Genomic DNA, 17,120 nt, shown 5'->3' with positions numbered 1-17,120 from the left:
GCCTCGACGCTCGTCCTCCTCTGGCTGGCTGCATTGGCTGTCGCAACCATGGTGGCGTTCATGACCGTCGGCGCCAGGGGAAGCTGGTCCTTCGTGCTGAGCTTTCGCGGCACGCGGCTCGCAGCGATGCTGATCGTCGCCTATGCGATCGCCGTATCGACCGTGTTGTTCCAGACGGTGACCGGCAATCGCATCCTTACCCCGGCGCTGATGGGGTTCGACGCGCTTTACGTGCTCCTGCAGACCTCCATCGTTTTTCTTTTCGGCGCCGCGACGCTGAGCGGTCTCGATGCTCGGCTGATGTTTGTCGTCGAAGTGGCTGTCATGGTTGGATTCTCGTTTGCCCTCTACCGCCTTCTCTTTGGTACTGGTCGGCACAATATCCATCTCGTCGTGTTGGTCGGCATCGTGCTGGGTGGACTGTTCCGCAGCCTGTCCGGCTTCATCCAGAGGATTATCAGTCCAGACGATTTCGTCGTGCTGCAGGACCGGCTGTTTGCCAGTTTCAACGTGACGGACCAGACGCTGGTGGGTGTCTCGGTTTTGCTGATCGGACTGGTGACAATTGCTATCTGGCGGATGTTCCATACGTTCGATGTCATGATGCTCGGCCGCGACACGGCGATCTCTCTCGGCCTCGACCACAAGGCGACGACGATGAAGATCCTTGTTCTCGTCTCGGTTCTGGTATCGATATCCACGGCGCTTGTGGGCCCTGTCACCTTTTTCGGTCTGCTGGTGGCAAACCTTGCCTACATCCTGATGCCGGCGACCAATCATCGCTTCATGCTGCCGGCCGCGGTTCTGGTGGCGGTCATCTGCCTCGTCGGCGGCCAGACCGTCCTCGAACGGGTCTTTGCTTTCGATACGGCGCTTTCGATCATCATCGAGTTCGCCGGTGGGCTGTTCTTCATTATCTTTCTTCTCAAGGGGCGAGTGCGATGATCGGCATTTCCGGCGTCAGCAAATCCTATGGCCAGACGGTCGTCGTTGATAATGTGTCGCTCACCCTGCCGAAAGGCGGGCTGACGGCTATTATCGGGCCGAATGGTGCAGGCAAATCGACGCTGATGTCGATGATTGCACGGCTTCTGCCGATCGATGCGGGTACAGTGATGGTCGATGGGCTCGATGTCGCCCGCACACCGGGGGACGCTCTGGCAAAGCGCCTCTCGATCCTACGACAGGACAATCATCTTGCAGCACGGCTGACTGTTATCGATCTCGTCGCCTTCGGCCGTTACCCTTACAGCAAGGGACGTCTGACTACCGAAGACCGGAGCCATATCGATCGGGCGCTTGGCTACCTCGGGCTTGAAGACCTGAAATACCGGTTTCTCGACGAGCTTTCCGGCGGCCAGCGGCAGCGCGCCTTCGTGGCCATGGTACTCGCACAAGACACCGACTACATGCTGTTCGACGAACCTCTCAACAACCTCGACATCCGCCATGCGGTGGCGATGATGCGGCTGCTACGTGATGCCGCCAGGGATTTCGGCAGGACCGTCGTCGTTGTGCTGCACGACATCAACTTCGCCTCCTGCTACTCCGACCATATCGTTGCCATGCGGCAGGGCAGGCTTTTCAGTCAGGGAAGTCCCGATGAGATCATCCGCGACGAGGTCCTGACCGAGATCTACGAAACGGCGTTCCGGGTGCATGAGTTCAACGGGAACCGCATCGCAACGTACTACTGAATTCCGTATCCGAAGCAGTATGCTGTGCGCGTCTACTGCCTTTTGCGCAAGGGCGATCGCGCAGGCGTGAACGCCGACGATCAGCATGTGCCGTTTAACAAAAGCGTAGACGCTGATGACACGCTCGTGATCGCTGACATCGTGTCGCCGTGATATGCCAGATGCCAGGTGAGGGAGAAGATCATGGACCGTCTGACCGCGAAGGATTTCCCGCAAGAGCTTCTCGAGCTTTATGATTATTACGCGCATGGCAGGATCACAAAGCGAGAATTTTTGGACCGCGCTGGGAAATATGCGGTTGGCGGACTGACTGCTGCGTTGATCCTGTCATCGATGAGCCCGAATTATGCGCTTGCACAGCAGGTCGAGTTCACGGATCCTGATATCATCGCCGAATATATTCGTTATCCATCGCCGAACGGCAATGGTGACGTTCGGGCCTATATGGTCAAGCCGGCCAAGATATCGGGCAAGCTTGCGGGCGTCGTTGTCGTTCACGAAAATCGTGGCCTTAATCCATACATCGAGGACGTTGCGCGCCGTGTTGCCAAGGCTGGTTTTGTTGCCCTTGCTCCGGATGGTCTGACCTCTGTTGGAGGTTATCCAGGCAATGATGAGAAAGGGCGAGCGCTTCAGCAATCCGTTGATCCCACAAAGCTGATGAACGATTTTTTCGCTGCTGTGGAATTCCTGATGAAGAGCGACCTGACCACGGGTAAAGTGGGCATGACGGGTTTTTGCTACGGCGGTGGTGTCTCGAATGCTGCAGCGGTCGCCTATCCGGAGCTGTCTGCTGCAGTGCCTTTTTATGGTCGACAACCCAAGGCCGAGGATGTCGCGCGCATAAAAGCTCCGCTTCTGCTTCACTATGCCGAACTGGATAAGGGTGTGAACGAGGGATGGCCGGCCTACGAGGCGGCCTTGAAAAAGGAAGGCAAAACTTACGAGGCTCACATCTATCCTGATGTAAACCACGGCTTCCACAACGATTCCACTCCTCGCTATGATGAGGCCGCCGCCAAATTGGCATGGGACCGCACGATCGCATGGTTCAACAAATACCTCGTTTGATTTGCGCATGCCGCGTTCGGGCGACATTCAGCCGCGCAACTGACTGACCGCAAGCCCAGTCACACCCAAGAGCGTGAGGCCATGGATGCAAGCGACCGGCAGGGCGGAAGAGTCAAAGGTGCCGCCAATGCAATTGACCTGAGCCCCATCGTCCCTCCGGATTTCAGGAAAGTCTTGGGTTTTCAATCGGGCCTTATGCGGCCTGTTTTTCCAGAACGATTTTCTACGCAAATTCACTGGGTGTGATGTTACCCAGTGACGAGGTGGACTTCCTTTATGGGTTTGGGAAATGAGGTCTGTGATTTATTCGGTATGAACGGTCACCTTCATCCTTGCTCAGAGCGCATCGGGGTCAAGGCGTCGTCCGTTTTGGGCGTCGAAAATATGGATTGCGTTCAATTCGGGCATTACTGTCAGTGTCTCGCCCGGCTTCACCGGGGCGCGGTAGCGCAGCATGACCTGCACTTCCTCGCCGCCAAGATCGACCACCAGCAGGGTTTCGGAACCGAGCGGTTCCACCAACACCACCTTTGCGGGAACTCCGCCTCCTTCCGGAGACAAGGTCAAGGCCTCTGGCCGGATGCCGTAGAGAACGTCGTCGGCTGGGGAAAAGCCAGGTGGGACCGGCAGTTTTGTACCGGCACGGGTTGTGAAACCTTCTACCGATAGTCTGCCGGGCAACAGGTTCATACTCGGCGAACCGATGAAGCCCGCGACAAAGCTCGTCTGCGGCTGGTCGAACAGGTCGAGCGGCGCGCCCTGCTGTTCGACAACACCGCCGCGCATTACGACGATCCGGTCGGCCATGGTCATGGCCTCGATCTGGTCGTGGGTCACGTAGATGACGGTGGCGTTCAACGTTCTCTGCAGCTTGCGGATCTCCGTGCGCATCTGCACCCGCAGTTGGGCATCGAGATTGGAAAGCGGCTCGTCGAAGAGAAACACTTTTGGATTGCGGACGATGGCGCGACCCATCGCGACACGCTGACGCTGGCCGCCCGATAGTTGCCGGGGCTTCCGATCGAGAAGCTCTCCGAGCCCCAGAATATCGGCTGCCCGCATGACTTCGCGCTCGATCGTGGCTGCCGGTTCGCGCCGAAGCTTCATCGAGAAGCCCATGTTTTCCCGCACGGTCATATGCGGATAGAGCGCGTAGTTCTGGAATACCATGGCGATGTCGCGATCGCGGGGTGCGAGATCGGTGACATCCTCGTCATCGATGCGGATTTCGCCGCCGTTGACCCGTTCCAGACCGGCGATCGAGCGCAGCAGTGTCGACTTGCCGCAACCGGAAGGGCCGACCAGCGCGACGAATTCGCCGTCGGCCACATCGACGCAGACGTCATGCAGAACATCGGTCTGGCCAAACGATTTGCGCAGGTTGTTGATCGCGACCGAGGCCATCAGCGAGCTCCCTTGTGAATGAAACCCGTTGCGTTGCGAAGATCAGGTGTGACGAAATCGGGGGGAACGAGACGCGGCAGCCGGCGCATGAGGGCGGCAGCGACGGTCAGCAGCTTCTCTTCGCCGCCCCAGGGAGCGACGATCTGCAAGCCGATGGGGAGGCCTGTCTCGTCCAGTCCGCAGGGGATGGAACATGCCGGCAGACCGCAGAGGTTGAACGGGAAGGTGAACGGCGTCCAGTCCGCACGCCAGCCACGATCCTGCGGGCCGGGATAATCATGCCAGAGAGGGAAGGCCGCATGCGGCATGGTCGGCAGGATCAGCACGTCATGCTGAGCAAAGAGCGCCCGTAACCGTGCCATGAAGTCGCCGCGCACCCGATGATAGGCCTTGGCATAGGCCTGCCCGGTGATCGTCTGGCCAACACGGATCAGTTCCTGCAGTCCCCATTCCATCAGGTCCCGGCGCTCGGCCGGATAGTCATCCGCCATCATCGCGGTTCCGGCGGAAAGGATGGTGATATAGGCAGCTTCCGAATCCGGCAGGTCGAGGGTGGCATGCTCGATGCTGACACCGTCCGCAGACAGGAGCTGTGCCCCATTTCGCACGGCGGTTGCCGTGACAGGATCGACCGCGGCGTCGGAAATGGTTGCAAGCAGGCCGACGCGCATGCCTTTTATCGGTCGGCCAAGTGCAGAACTCAACCGGCCGCCAAGTGGTGCGGCCCCGGTGTTTACTGCGGCATCGACCAGCGACGGTCCGGTCCGGTCCGCCAAGGCATCCAGCATCAGCGCAGCATCGGCAAGCGAGCGCGCCAGCGGGCCGGCGGCGACGAGCGGGCCGGTGATCGAAGGGAGCGGAAGGGTGATTGTGCCGGCGCCCGGTTTGATGCCGACAACGCCGCAGAAGGATGCCGGAATGCGCACCGAACCGCCGCCGTCATTGCCCAGATGCAGCGGGCCGAGGCCGGCCGCCGCTGCGGCGCCGGCACCGCAGCTCGAGCCGCCGGTGGTCATGGCGACGTTCCAGGGATTGTGGGTCGCGCCCGTCAACGGGCAGTCGCTGACGCCCTTGTGGCCAAATTCGGTTGTCGTCGTCTTGCCGAGGAGGACTGCGCCCTGCGACAGAAGCCGTTCGACGGTGATTGCGCTGGTCTTGGCAATCGCCTTTTCCGGTTCGATCACCTTGGTGCCGCACAGTGTCGGCCAGCCCTCGACATCGATCAAATCCTTGATGGAGACGGGGACGCCATCGAGAATGCCCTTGGGAAGTCCCGCGGCCCAACGTGCGGCCGATGCCTCTGCCTCGCTCAGGGTGCGCGCCTCGTCCAGGTAGCAAAAGGCGTTGAGTGCCGATGCCGTCTCATCGATACGCGCCAGACAGGCCTTGGCCACGTCGACAGGCGAGAAGCTGCCGCTTCGGAAGCCATCCAGCATCTGGATGGCGTTCAACTGATTTAGGTCCATGATCAATCCTGCAAATCGAGCTTCCACTCAGCCGGCACCAGGCGATGCCGGCTGGGCGATGATGCGTGCTAACGGATGGCGCGGTTGGCGCGTTCGGCAGCTGACGTGAGCGCTTCCGATGCCGAAACGCCGCCGGTGACGATTTCGTTGGTCGCCGTGGCAAATGCATCGAAGATCATCGGTGCCTGAGGGTGGAAGAGGATTTCCTTAGAGCGTCCAACATCTGCCGTCGAGAGGCTGTCGAGGGCTGCCTTCGCCGCCTGCGGGCCGAAGGACTTGCCGAAGGCGTCGCTCGACCATGCAGAGGCGCGTGTGGTGGCTAGCCCCTTTGCCGATGCAAGCATTGCTGTCGGTTTCGAGGTTGCCCAGACCATGAACAGGAATGCCGCCTTCTTCTGCTGCGACTTGGCATTGATGCAGGCCTGCCAGCAGGACATGTATGGGGTCACGGGATGGCTGCCGTCGGAGACCAGCGACGAATAACTGACCTTGCCGGCCACACGGCTTTTCGCCGGATTGCCGATCGTGGTTGCGAAGTTGGAACTGTCGGATGCGATGGCGACCGCGCCCTGGGTGAAATCGTTCAGCACTTCATACCAGTCATAGGTGCCGACGCCCATCGGGCCGGCTTCGCGCAGAAGCTGGCCGTAAATATCCAGAGCCTTGATACCCTCGGCGCTGTGGAAGGCAACCTTGCCGCTGTCGTCGACCATGCGACCGCCATGGGAGAAGAGGAAACCCATTGATGCCGCCGTAGCGCTGCTTGCTGCCTTGGCGCGCATGGCAATACCGGCCATGCCGTTGGATTTCAGGGCCTTCGCTGTTCCCAGCAGCTCTTCGAACGTCTTCGGGATGCTCGCCTTGGCGTTGCTCATCGCTTCGTCGTTGAAGAACATGATCTGCGATTCCGAAGTGATCGGGAATGCGTAGCGTTCACCATTCTTCCAGACCGGGAAACCGCGCGCGGCACCGAGCAGATCGTCCTCGGCGTACCAAGCAGGATCGAGCAAATCCTTGTTCGAATAGTAGCTGTTAAGTGGCTCAAGCCATCCCGCACCAATGCCCTGACCATAAGAGAGGTACATGAAGACGTCCGGGACGGAGCTGCCGGCGCCGAGCTTGACGGGAAGCGAGGTCAGGAATTCGGATTCCGACTGAAAATCGGTGGTCACGGTGATGCCCGTCAGTTCGGTAAACAGCGGGATCAGCGGAAGAATGGCGTCCGACCAGGGATGTGTGGCGCCGGCCAGGGTGATGGCGGTCCCCTTTGCCTGCTGCCAATCGACGGAGGCGCTCGAATACTGGGACAAGTCGGCCTGCGCGAACGCCCGGCGCGTTATTATGCTCGGGCTTGCGATTATGGCTGCACCGCCCAACATGATCTGGCTGAAGCGGCGGCGGTTCATGCTGAAAGAAGGTTTTTCTGGAAACATCACGTTCACCTCTGTTGATATGTTGATCTCGGGCGCTTCGGCCTTCTTCAATTGTTGTTATTTGACGGCACCCAATGTCAGGCCCTGGACGAGCTGCCGCTGGAAGGCGAGCAGGATGACGATGACCGGGACGAGCATCAGCGTCGCCGTGGCAGACAGGCGACCCCACTCGATCTGCTGGTAGCCGATGAATTTGTAGAGACCGACCGAGATCATCGGGATCTGTCCGCCGAGGATCAGCGAGAACAGAAATTCGTTCCAAGTGAAGAGGAAGACCAGTACGCCGACGGCGGCAATCCCTGTGCGGCTGAGCGGCAGGATGATGGTGAGGAAGGTGCGGAAATAGCTTGCGCCATCGATATAGGCCGCATCCTCCAGCTCCTTGGGGATTTCGGCGAAGAAACCGCGCATCAGCCAGATCACCAGCGACAGGTTCAACGCGACATGGGAGATGACGAGGCCCGCATGGGTGTTAAGCAGGCCGAGGCTCTGGAACATCACGAAGAACGGAATGAGCATGGCAACCGGTGGGGTGAAGCGTGTCGACAGGATCCAGAAGCCGATATCGGTGCTGCCGCGGAAGCTGAACCGGGCCAGCACATAGGCCGCCGGTGTGCCGATGATGATGGCGAAGAAAGTCGTGGCGACAGAGACGCCGAGGGTTGTCCAGAAATAGCCGAGGATCACCGGGTCGCCGATCACGGAGGCGTAGTTATCGAGCGTCGGGACGAAGACGAAGATTGGTGGACGCGCGACAACATCGACGGGCTGCTTCAGCGAGGTGTTGAGCAGCCAGTAAAGCGGGAAGAGCGTCCAGGCGCAAAAGAGAAACAGGATGATGCGGCGCGCCCATGTACCGATCCCGGCAGGCTGTGTCCCGGTCATTGGCCTTCTCCCGTGATGGTCAGCAGCTTGGTTCGGCGCAATAGAAGCTGGGACATGGCGATGATGATCAGCATCATCAGGATCGCGATGGCCGCACCGCGGCCTAGCACGGTGAATTCCAGCGCCTCCTTGAAAGCGAAGACATTGAGCGTGGTGGTGGAGCGCCCCGGCCCTCCGCCGGTCAGCACGTAGAAGGCATCGAAGGCCTTCAGTGCATCGATTGCCCGCAACAGCACCGCGACGACCATGAACGGGAAAAGCATGGGAAGGGTAACGAAGCGAAGCGTCTGCCATTCGGTTGCGCCATCGATCTGGGCCGCCTCGGTCGGCTCAGCCGGCAAGGCCGCAAGGCCGCCCGACAGGATGAGAATGATGAACGGCGTCCAGTGCCAGGCATCGACCACGACCATGGTCAACATCGCAAGGTTCGGAGAGCCGAGCCAGTCCTGTGGCGGAAGGCCCAGCGACTGCATCAGATAGTTGACTACGCCAAGACTGGGGTTGAGCATCATCCGGAAGGTAAAGATCGCCGCGACCGGCGTGATCGCCAACGGCAGGATCAAAACGGTGCGCAAAGGCCCCGACCACAACGAGCTGGTGCGGAAGAGCAGCAGTGCCACCGTCAGGCCCAGACCCATTTCCAGGCAGACTGCGAGGGTGACGAATACGGCGGAACGCCAGAGTGCCTGGCGGAAGTCGCTGGCTGTCAGCAGCTCGATATAATTTCCAAGGCCTATGAACTTCGTCGGCGGGTTCGATAGCATCATATCCGTCAGACTCAGAACGACACTGACGCCGAAGGGAACGACCGTGAATGCCAGCAGCAGCGCCATGGCCGGCATCAGCATCAACACGATGAATCGACTTGGTGAATGTGTCGATCGCCTGCTGCGGGTGTTCGAAGCCAAGCAGCACTCCCCATAGTTGCCGTCGAACGGGGAAAGCCCGTCGTCCTTAGGCAAGGTTAGGCGTCAAGGGCCATCGCGGCTTGACATTTGTTACCTGCTTGTTGACATTTTCTGCCAATCCGCATGCCTGTCGAGGTGTGCTACAAAAATGGCTGACCTGCGCGCTTCTCCCGGTGCAATCGTTTTTTCGCCGGGCCGTACGCAAACAGCCAACGGGAACTAAGTTCGCGAGTGGCACGGCGGAGATCGTCAGTCCAGTTCGCGGTGGAATTGGAGTGAGTAAGCCCAATGGTCGCTCATGTCGTCAGTTCTGCTCGTTTCGGGCTGGAGAACTGTCTCAGCGCACTCGGCGTCGACGCTGATGGTCTGGTGAGATCCGCGGCGCAGCAACAAACCATTCCGCTTGCTGCCTTTGCAGAAACTCTGGAAATGGCGGCATGTGTGACGGAGCGCCCTGACTTCGGTCTCTATTTTGCACAGAGTTTCGATATGCGAAGCTTCGGCGCGCTCGGGCACCTCATGTATCGCGCGCCGACGATCGGCCACAGTTTGCGCGCCTACGTCGCCTATTACGGACGCATCCAAAGCAAAACCAATGTTGAACTGCAGGTTTCAGGCGATCTGGCGTCGGTATCTTATCAGGTTCAGGATTCATCGATCAAATATTACCGTCAGGATGCGGAGTTCTCCACGGGCATACTGATGCGTTTTCTGTCTGCCGCATGCGGGTCGCAATGGCGAAGAGCTGGATTCAGGTTTGCCCATGGGCCGCATTCCAGTCACCTGCAACAGGGGCAAAGCCGATATCCGACACCTTTCGCCATTCAGCCAATCTTCAATGCGCGAACCAATTGCGTAGAGTTTCCCGCTGAATTCCTGCGGGCTGGCAATCCGCTGGCGGACGATGATCTTGCCGATATCCTCCAGGCCCATATGGAGCTTCAGCCGGTCGTCGGGGTGAATGCCACGGGATTTGCGGAAATGCTGCGTGTGCTTCTTAAAGACGAGCTACTCTGTGGTCGCGGCATCGCCATAAAGGATGTAACGCGTCTTCTTGGCTGCTCCATGCGCAGTCTGCAGCGAAACTGCGCAATGCAAGGCCTTTCCTTCCGTGACATTCGAAACCAAGCGGTGATGACTGTGGCCGTGGACTGGCTCCGAAACACAGATCTGCCGGTGACCGACATCGCGTTTCGGCTCGGTTTCAGTGAGACGAGTTCCTTCTCGCGCGCTTTCCGCAATTTTTCGGGATCGAGCCCATCGAAGATGCGTGACGACTATTCTCGACAATAGATCACTTAGAACGCGTTTTGCATCGCATGAATCGCTGATACGTGGCCGATGTTGGAGTACCTGCGGTTTTGCATAGCAACACAGCGACCGGGCTTGTGGCATCCGGGTTCGCAGCCGGTGGTCCGCTCGGCTTGATGCCGGCTTTGTCCTTTATGCCTGGAGCTAACGTCGGCACAACATTGATCGTGCTGGTCACCTGTGCCGGCGGCCGAGTGACTAGATAACGCCTCATGACATTTCCAGCCTCGCGGCTCGGTTCAAAACGAGAAAGTCGTCACCACTGACATGCAACAAACAATCAAAGCTTTGTGTTGCAGCGCAAAAACTATTTTACTTTACAAAATAACATAAATTTGTGAAGCATGGCCATCTGATCATTTTTCGATAGGGCCGAAGACATTGTCGAACCTCCGTTTTGCCACCCGCCTCAACTCGTTTGCCTCGAATCCTGCCGCTGAGTGGCCGGACATGAAGGGCAAGCCGTCGGTTCTGCAGATGGCGGCGCGTGCCGCCAAGGTCGATGGCCTCACCGATCTGGACCTCAACTACCCCGATCACGTCGGTGAAAAGCCGATCGAGCTGAAGCGCAAGCTGGAAGATATGGGCTTGGCGATCAATGGTTTTGCCATGCGTTATTACGCCAACCCGGCTTTCAAGCTCGGCGCGTTCACTCATCCGGATGAGAGCGTTCGCCGTGAGGCGATCGACCTCACAAAGGCCGGTATTGATGCCGCCCGCGAAGCAGGTTCCAACCTGATGACCATCTGGCTTGGCCAGGACGGTTTCGATTATGCCTTCCAGGCTGACTATGATCGTATGTGGCAACACGAAATCGACGGAATTCGTGAAGTTTGTGAACATGATGCCGATTGCCTGATCTCGATCGAGTACAAGCCCAACGAGCCGCGCTCCTACAGCCTGATGCCGGACTGCGCCACAACGCTTCTGGCGATCAAGGAAGCCGGATGTGCCAACCTCGGCGTCACGCTCGATTTCGCGCATGTGCTTTATGCCGACGAACAGCCGGCTTTCGCCGCTGCCATGATCGCCCGCCACAGCCGCCTGCTCGGCGTTCACCTCAATGACGGCTATGCCAAGCGCGATGATGGCCTGATGGTCGGTGCGGTGCACTCGATCCAGACCATCGAACTGCTGCGCCAGATCCGCCGTGACGGTTACGATGGCGCGATCTATTTTGACACCTTCCCCGACATGACCGGCCTCGATCCGGTTCATGAATGCGAAGTCAACATCCAGACCGTCAAGCGTATGCTGAAGGTCGTCGATCGCCTTGAGGGCGACAACCGCCTCGGCAGCGCGATCGACCGTCAGGATGCCGTCACTGCGCAGTCGATCATTCAGGAGGCAATGCTCGGCGACGTCGCTTGAGGAGGCTCCAAGAGACATCTTTTATTCCAACAACCACACCTGGGAGGATACCATGAACAGACACCTGACATCCGCGATCGCCGGCATGGCGCTCGCGCTGATGGCAAGCGCGGCCTTCGCGCAGGAGCTTGCACCGCTCAACTCGGATACCGAAAAGGACCGGGTCGACTGGTCGCAGCTTGAAGCGAAATACGGCGCGTTTCCGAAAATTCCGGAAGGCACGCGCGCCGGCGGCGTTTCCAAGACGCTCACCAACGAATACTGGCGTTCGCTCGGCGAAGGTTATGAAAAGTTCGGCGAAAAGGCCGGCGCGACTGTTGCCTATCAGGCAGCGCAGAGCGAGGGCGATCAGCTGGGTCAGCTGACGATTGCCGAAGGCATGGTCACCACCGGCTTCAACGTCATTCTCGTGTCGCCGCAGACCGATGCCAACCTGCAGCCGGTCATGGAACAGGCCAAGGAAGCCAACATCCCCGTCGTCAACGTCAACGATGCCGTCGTGCCGCAGGCCGAACACTATGTCGGCAACGTCCAGCGTGACAACGGCGTACGTGTTGCCAAGTGGTTCGTCGACAACCGCCCGGAAGGCGGCAAGGTCGCCATCATCGAAGGGCAGGCCGGCGTGTTTGCCGCTGTCCAGCGCACAGCGGGCTTCAAATCCACTATTGGCGAGAACTCCAAGTTCCAGGTCGTTGCCAGTGTTCCGGGCAACTGGGATCGCCAGCAGTCCTACGATGCCGCCACCAACATTCTGCAACAGAACCCGGATCTCGTCGGCTTCTATTGCAACAATGACGGCATGGCATTGGGTGTCATCGAAGCGGTCAAGGCTGCCGGCCTGCTCGGCAAGGTCGCCGTGTTCGGCACGGATGGTATTTCAGATGCCTACAAGTCGATCGAGGCCGGCGAACTGACCGGCACGGTCGACAGCTTCCCGATCCTGACCGGTGAAGTGGCGATGGAAACCGCGCTGCGTCTCGTCGCAGGCCAGAAGGTGGCCCGTGTCGTCGCCACTCCGCAGGCGCTGATCACCAAGGACAACCTTGCCAAGTACAAGGGCGACGGTGTCGATATCCGCGCCGTGCTGATGAAGGATGCTGCGTCCGCGCAGTAATCGCAACAGGAGCCGGTCCTCCCGAGACCGGCTCCCCTCCTTTGATGAAAGCACCGAGATGACGACAACGGCTCGCCTCAAGTTCGAGGGCATCACCAAGACCTTTCCAAGCGTCAAGGCGCTTTCGGATGCGACCTTTTCCATAAAGCCCGGTGAAGTTCACGCTCTTCTCGGCGAAAACGGCGCCGGCAAGTCGACGCTGCTGCGCATTCTGTCCGGTGTGTCGCGCCAGACCAGCGGCGATTTTTACGTCGATGGCAAGCTTGCCACGTTCAGGAGCCCCGAGGATGCCCGCCGCGCCGGCATCGCCATGATCCATCAGGAACTGCAGCAGATCCCCAATCTGACTGTGGCGCAGAACATGTTTCTCGGCCATCCGCTGAAGACTGCCGGCGGATTGCTGGTCAATCGTCGCGAGCAGGAAAAGCGCGCGGCTGCAGCGCTTGCCATGATCGACCCGTCGATCGACCCTTCGACGCCGATCAAGAACCTGAAGGTGGCGCAGCGGCAGATCGTCGAGATCGCCCGCGCACTGCTCGAAAATGCCAGGATCGTCGCGATGGACGAGCCGACGTCGAGCCTGACGCCGGCCGAGTTCGAGAGCCTTGCCGTCATCATCGAGAAGATGGCGGCTTCGGGCGTTGCGATCATCTATGTCTCGCACAAGATGGACGAGGTTTTTCGCATCTGCCACCAGGGCACCGTCATGCGCGACGGCAACGTGGTCGGCACAGTCGACCTGCGCACCGCCGCCCAGTCGGACGTGATCGCGATGATGGTCGGCCGCGAGCTAATGCAGGAAGAACACAATTCGTTTGTGAAGGAGGACGTTCGTGTCGAAGTGCGCAGCCTTTCCTCCGCGGTCACGCATGTCCGCGACGTCTCCTTCACAATAAGACGCGGCGAAGTCGTCGGCATTGCCGGCCTGGTCGGCTCGGGACGTACCGAACTGCTGCGCCTTCTGGCCGGTGTCGACAAGATCGGGTCCGGCGAGATCAGCATCGACGGCCGTGCGCTGAAGTTGACAAACCCGCGCTCCGCCATCTCGGCCGGGATCGGCCTGCTGCCGGAAGAGCGCAAGCGCGAGGGCATCATCCCCATGCGGCCGGTGTCGTTGAACATGGCGCTGCCGTCCTTGCGGAAATTCGCAAAAGTTGGCGTCGTTCGCCATTCGACCGTTAACAATACCGCCGAGACATTGCTGAAACGGGTCAACCTGCGGCCATTCCAGATCGATCGTCCGATCAAGCTGTTCAGCGGTGGCAACCAGCAGAAGGCGATCATCGCCCGCTGGCTGGCTGCCGGATCTGAAATCCTGCTGTTCGACGAACCGACACGCGGTATCGATGTCGGCGCCAAGTCCGAAATCTATCATCTGATCGAAAACCTCGCCGCCGAAGGCAAGTCCGTCATCGTTGTCTCCTCGGAACTTCCCGAGGTCATCCGGCTGTCGGACCGGGTCATCGTCATGCGCAACGGCCGCATCGCCGCCCAGCTGGAACGACACGAGCTGACGGAACAGGCGATCGTCTCGCACGCCGTCGGCGATAGCGAGCCAAATACACATTCCTCGACGCAGGAGCACACCCATGTCTGATATCGCCGCCGAAACGCCCAAGCGTTCCTCGAAACTCTTCAGCTCGTTCTCGCTGCGTGATGCCGGCACGCTGATCGGCCTGATCATCATCATGGCCGTGTTTGCGGCGCTGGTGCCGGGCTTCCTGTCCGAGCGCAACCTCATCAACATCCTGCAGCAGTCGAGCATCAATGCCTGCATCGCGCTGGGCATGACGCTGGTCATCATTTCCGGCGGCATCGACCTGTCGGTCGGTCCGACTGCGGCGATTTCCGCCGTGCTGACGGCCGCTCTCCTGGTGACGGGCGTTCCCGTGCCCGTGGCGCTGCTTGCCGGTCTCGGCATCGGCGCCTTTTGCGGTCTCGTCAACGGCGTTCTGGTCGCCTATGTCGGCCTTCAGCCGTTCATCGTCACGCTCGGGACGCTCAGCACCTACCGCGCCATCGCGCTGATCTATACGGGCGGCAATCCGGTTCTCGGCGTGCCGCAGGGTTTCCGGTCACTGTTCAACGGCAATGTGGGTGGCATTCCGAACTCGGTTATCATCGTTGCAGTCGTCGCTTTCGGAGCATGGGTCCTGCTCAAGAAGACGCCGATCGGTGAATATCTACTCGCTGTCGGCGGCAATGAAGAAGCGTCCTATGTCGCCGGTGTGCCGATCGCGCTTACCAAGATTACCGCCTACGTGATCTCCGGCGTTCTGGCGGCGCTTGCATCCTTCATTCTGATCGGTCGCCTCGGTGCCGCAGAGCCTATCCTCGGCAATCTCTGGGAACTTGATGCCATTGCGGCCGCCGCAATCGGTGGTGCGTCGCTGATGGGCGGCAAGGGCTCGATCGTCGGCACCATCCTCGGCGCCATCATTCTCGGTGCCATGCGCAACGGTTTGACGTTGATGAACGTCCAGGCTTTCTATCAACTTCTCGCAACGGGCCTTATAATTCTTGTCGCAATGATGATCGATCGCGCGACAAGGGGACGGGGATGAATTCCGACAATATGGATCCGAAGGCGGTCGGCCCGCGCATTCGCATGCGCCTGCCACTGCTGACGCCGCTGGAAGCACGGGTGGTTGAGACCGTCTTTGCGCTGCGCAGCTTCAATGACGATACGTCGCTGAAGGAAATCGCAACCGATGCCGGCGTCTCGGAAGCCATGGTCGTAAAGATCACCAAGAAACTGGGGTTTGCGGGTTATCGCGAATTCCGCAATGCGGTTTCCCAATATAACCGTTTGCCGACGGCGGAAATGCACCAGGAACTGTCCATCGAGGACACGTCTCAGGAAATCATCCAGAAAGTATTCCGCACCTCGATCCAGGCGCTGGAAGAAACCCTCTCGATCATGGATGTCAAAGCGTTCGACCGCGCTGCCGACCTGATCCATGGTGCCCGTCAGCGCGATTTTTATGGTGTCGGCGGTTCAGCGCAGATCGCCCGCGATGCGGCTCACAAGTTTCTGAGGATCGGCGTGCGCGCCAGCGTCTATGACGATTCCCACATGATGCTGATGTCCGCTTCGTTACTCGGCAATGACGATATTGCCGTCGGCTTCTCGCATTCCGGCAACACAATGGCCGTTATCGAGGCGATGCAGACCGCCAGACGCAACGGTGCCCGCACGATTGCGATCACCAATTACAATGAATCGCCGCTGGCGCAGCATGCCGACGTCGTTCTCTGTTCGACAGCGCAGGGTTCGCCGCTGATGGGCGAGAATGCGGCCGCCCGCATCGCCCAGCTCAATATTCTCGACGCCGTATTCGTGGCTGTTGCGCAGCGCGATTACACCGCCGCCGAAAACCATCTCGAAAAGACCATGGCGGCCGTCGCCTCCAAACGGAAAGACAAATTCCTATGACTGCATCCACCCCCGCCGTCGTCGTCTTCGGCAGCCTGCATTACGACATCATCGTCAAAGGCCCGGCGCGGCCGCGCAAGGGTGAGACGGTCACCGGCTCGGCGTGGAATCCGGCCTGCGGCGGCAAGGGTGGAAACCAGGCGGTTTCTGCCGCGAAGGCAGGCGTGCGGTCTGCGATGATCGGTGCCGTGGGTGACGACGACTTTGGCGGCGCACTCACCGTCAATCTTGCCGCAAACGCGGTCGAACTCGATTATGTCCGGATGATCGAAGGCGCCGCCTCTGGCATGAGCGTGGCAATCTTCGATTCCGAAGGCGACTATGGCGCAGTCATCGTTTCGGGCAGCAATCTTCAGCTTGGGCAAACCGATGTACAGCAGGCCGCATCGCTGTTTCAGGCCGGCAATATCCTCGTCTTGCAGAACGAAGTGCCGGATCCGGCGAATGTGCTGGCGGCTTCAGCAATGAAAAGAGCAGGGGGCAAGGTTGTTCTGAATGCCGCGCCGGTAAGAGACCTGTCGCCCGAACTGGCGGGGTTGATTGACGTTCTGGTCGTCAACGCTGTCGAAGCGGAGGCGTTGGCTGGTGGTGCCGAGATCGATACGCTCGACGATGCGATTGCGGCAGCGCGCGTTCTTGCAAAAACCTTTCCGGTGGCCGTCGTTACGGCTGGCGGTGCAGGCGTTGCCTATGCGCAGCACGACGGTGAAGAGGCGACGATACCGGCAATCAAGATCAAACTTGTCAGCACACATGGCGCCGGTGATGAATTTATCGGCGTATTGGCCGCGCAATTGCTACAGGGAGAAAGCATGAAGATCGCGCTTTCTGCGGCCAACCAGGCCGCTGCGATCCTTGTGAGCTCGCAGCGCTGAACATTTTTCAGCAAAACCAACGACAAGAAAATTTGACAGGACAGAGTCGGCCACCTTCTTAAGCACTGACCCCAAAAGCTGGCTCGCGATGAGTTAGGTCGAATTCGCTTACGTGGTTTCAAGCAGGGGCAATGTTATGTCATCCGGAA

16 protein-coding genes are annotated in these 17,120 nt (G+C 59.4%); 11 read left to right on the top strand and 5 right to left on the bottom strand.

The genetic code is table 11. The features are described from left to right. Nucleotides 1-48: 48 nt before the first annotated feature. The 3 genes from AC2GXZ_RS26065 (at nt 49) to yghX (ending at nt 2,768) form a co-directional block, all read left to right on the top strand. Nucleotides 49-945 (top strand): iron chelate uptake ABC transporter family permease subunit, encoded by an 897-nt coding sequence (locus tag AC2GXZ_RS26065; protein ID WP_483762235.1) that lies wholly within the window; start codon nt 49-51, stop codon nt 943-945. Further along, on the top strand, nt 942-1,697 hold the full coding sequence (locus tag AC2GXZ_RS26060; protein ID WP_483762146.1) for an iron ABC transporter ATP-binding protein: 756 nt from the start codon (nt 942-944) through the stop codon (nt 1,695-1,697). Before AC2GXZ_RS26065 ends, AC2GXZ_RS26060 begins: the two co-directional genes overlap by 4 nt. 183 nt (nt 1,698-1,880) lie before the next feature. Further along, nucleotides 1,881-2,768, top strand: coding sequence for a YghX family hydrolase (gene yghX, locus AC2GXZ_RS26055; protein WP_483762145.1), 888 nt, complete (start codon nt 1,881-1,883; stop codon nt 2,766-2,768). Nucleotides 2,769-3,104: 336 nt separating this feature from the next. Here yghX and AC2GXZ_RS26050 read toward each other — a convergent pair whose 3' ends face one another. The 5 genes from AC2GXZ_RS26050 to AC2GXZ_RS26030 all read right to left on the bottom strand — a co-directional run bounded on the left by AC2GXZ_RS26050 (nt 3,105) and on the right by AC2GXZ_RS26030 (nt 8,864). After that, nucleotides 3,105-4,172, bottom strand: coding sequence for an ABC transporter ATP-binding protein (locus tag AC2GXZ_RS26050; protein ID WP_483762144.1), 1,068 nt, complete (start codon nt 4,170-4,172; stop codon nt 3,105-3,107). Beyond that, on the bottom strand, nt 4,172-5,638 hold the full coding sequence (locus AC2GXZ_RS26045) for an amidase (RefSeq protein WP_483762143.1): 1,467 nt from the start codon (nt 5,636-5,638) through the stop codon (nt 4,172-4,174). The genes AC2GXZ_RS26050 and AC2GXZ_RS26045 overlap by 1 nt, the downstream gene beginning before the upstream one ends. A 68-nt stretch (nt 5,639-5,706) precedes the next feature. Further along, nucleotides 5,707-7,071: an ABC transporter substrate-binding protein gene (locus AC2GXZ_RS26040; protein ID WP_483762142.1), complete on the bottom strand. Its 1,365-nt coding sequence runs from the start codon at nt 7,069-7,071 to the stop codon at nt 5,707-5,709. A 57-nt stretch (nt 7,072-7,128) separates the two neighbouring features. Then, nucleotides 7,129-7,956, bottom strand: a complete 828-nt coding sequence (locus AC2GXZ_RS26035) for a carbohydrate ABC transporter permease (protein ID WP_483762141.1) — start codon at nt 7,954-7,956, stop codon at nt 7,129-7,131. Next, entirely contained in the window at nt 7,953-8,864 is a 912-nt protein-coding gene (locus AC2GXZ_RS26030) for a carbohydrate ABC transporter permease (RefSeq protein WP_483762140.1), read from the bottom strand. The genes AC2GXZ_RS26035 and AC2GXZ_RS26030 overlap by 4 nt, the downstream gene beginning before the upstream one ends. A gap of 288 nt (nt 8,865-9,152) precedes the next feature. Here AC2GXZ_RS26030 and AC2GXZ_RS26025 point away from each other — a divergent pair, with 288 nt between their 5' ends. The 8 genes from AC2GXZ_RS26025 to AC2GXZ_RS25990 all read left to right on the top strand — a co-directional run bounded on the left by AC2GXZ_RS26025 (nt 9,153) and on the right by AC2GXZ_RS25990 (nt 16,971). Beyond that, nucleotides 9,153-10,157, top strand: coding sequence for an AraC family transcriptional regulator (locus tag AC2GXZ_RS26025; RefSeq protein ID WP_483762139.1), 1,005 nt, complete (start codon nt 9,153-9,155; stop codon nt 10,155-10,157). A 41-nt stretch (nt 10,158-10,198) separates the two neighbouring features. Next, nucleotides 10,199-10,381 (top strand): hypothetical protein, encoded by a 183-nt coding sequence (locus AC2GXZ_RS26020; RefSeq protein ID WP_483762138.1) that lies wholly within the window; start codon nt 10,199-10,201, stop codon nt 10,379-10,381. 244 nt (nt 10,382-10,625) lie between these two features. Next, a complete protein-coding gene (locus AC2GXZ_RS26015; protein ID WP_483762234.1) occupies nt 10,626-11,546 on the top strand; it encodes a sugar phosphate isomerase/epimerase family protein in 921 nt (306 codons plus the stop codon). A gap of 52 nt (nt 11,547-11,598) precedes the next feature. Beyond that, on the top strand, nt 11,599-12,660 hold the full coding sequence (locus tag AC2GXZ_RS26010; protein WP_483762137.1) for a sugar ABC transporter substrate-binding protein: 1,062 nt from the start codon (nt 11,599-11,601) through the stop codon (nt 12,658-12,660). Nucleotides 12,661-12,718: 58 nt separating this feature from the next. Then, a complete protein-coding gene (locus AC2GXZ_RS26005; RefSeq protein ID WP_483762136.1) occupies nt 12,719-14,257 on the top strand; it encodes a sugar ABC transporter ATP-binding protein in 1,539 nt (512 codons plus the stop codon). Further along, nucleotides 14,250-15,224 carry an ABC transporter permease gene (locus AC2GXZ_RS26000; RefSeq protein WP_483762135.1) on the top strand — a complete coding sequence of 325 codons (975 nt, stop codon included), beginning with the start codon at nt 14,250-14,252 and terminating at the stop codon, nt 15,222-15,224. Before AC2GXZ_RS26005 ends, AC2GXZ_RS26000 begins: the two co-directional genes overlap by 8 nt. Beyond that, nucleotides 15,221-16,096, top strand: coding sequence for a MurR/RpiR family transcriptional regulator (locus tag AC2GXZ_RS25995; protein WP_132281092.1), 876 nt, complete (start codon nt 15,221-15,223; stop codon nt 16,094-16,096). The genes AC2GXZ_RS26000 and AC2GXZ_RS25995 overlap by 4 nt, the downstream gene beginning before the upstream one ends. Beyond that, entirely contained in the window at nt 16,093-16,971 is an 879-nt protein-coding gene (locus AC2GXZ_RS25990; protein ID WP_483762134.1) for a ribokinase, read from the top strand. The genes AC2GXZ_RS25995 and AC2GXZ_RS25990 overlap by 4 nt, the downstream gene beginning before the upstream one ends. The last annotated feature ends 149 nt before the right edge of the window (nt 16,972-17,120 follow it).

This window comes from Aliirhizobium sp. YIM B11859 (assembly GCF_057163345.1).
The sequence above is the reverse complement of the archived record's forward strand: the minus strand, read 5'-3'. Positions and strand labels throughout refer to the sequence as shown.